Source organism: Actinospica durhamensis, from assembly GCF_018139695.1.
GTDB lineage: Bacteria > Actinomycetota > Actinomycetes > Streptomycetales > Catenulisporaceae > Actinospica > Actinospica durhamensis.
Window position 1 is genome coordinate 1 of record NZ_JAGSOG010000821.1, and the last position, 412, is coordinate 412.

The following is a 412-nucleotide window of genomic DNA, read 5'->3' on the forward strand; positions in this document are numbered from 1 at the left end:
CGCCTGTCGCCGCGCGTGGCCGGGCCTGCACAACAACAAGCAGGGTGCCACCGAGAACACGCACGACGACCGCCTGTGGCTCCCGACGCAGGGTCTGGGCACCCAACCGGTCAGCATCATCCGCCTGAACTGCTTCCAGGCCGAGATGCCTCGGCTGGCCTACGTCACCGAGACGCAGAAGAACGGCGAGCAGAAGATGATCAAAACTTCCAGCGACCTGTACTACCCGGCAGGCAAGCCCGAGGGACATCCCTACTTCCTGTTCACCCAGCCCAGGAACTACGGCAAGAAGCGGTACGGACAGCACAAGACGCGCTGGCGGGCCGAGCTGGCCAAGAAGTCGGGTACCGACGGCGACTTCGAAGAGAACGAGTTGAACTCTCCGTGGTACACCATGACCACCAGGGAGATC

1 protein-coding gene is annotated in these 412 nt (G+C 63.1%); it reads left to right on the top strand.

Translation table 11 applies throughout. From position 1 onward, the window contains the following. Positions 1–412: RNaseH domain-containing protein (locus KDL01_RS42385; RefSeq protein ID WP_212534334.1), on the top strand; the 412-nt coding region annotated here is incomplete at both ends.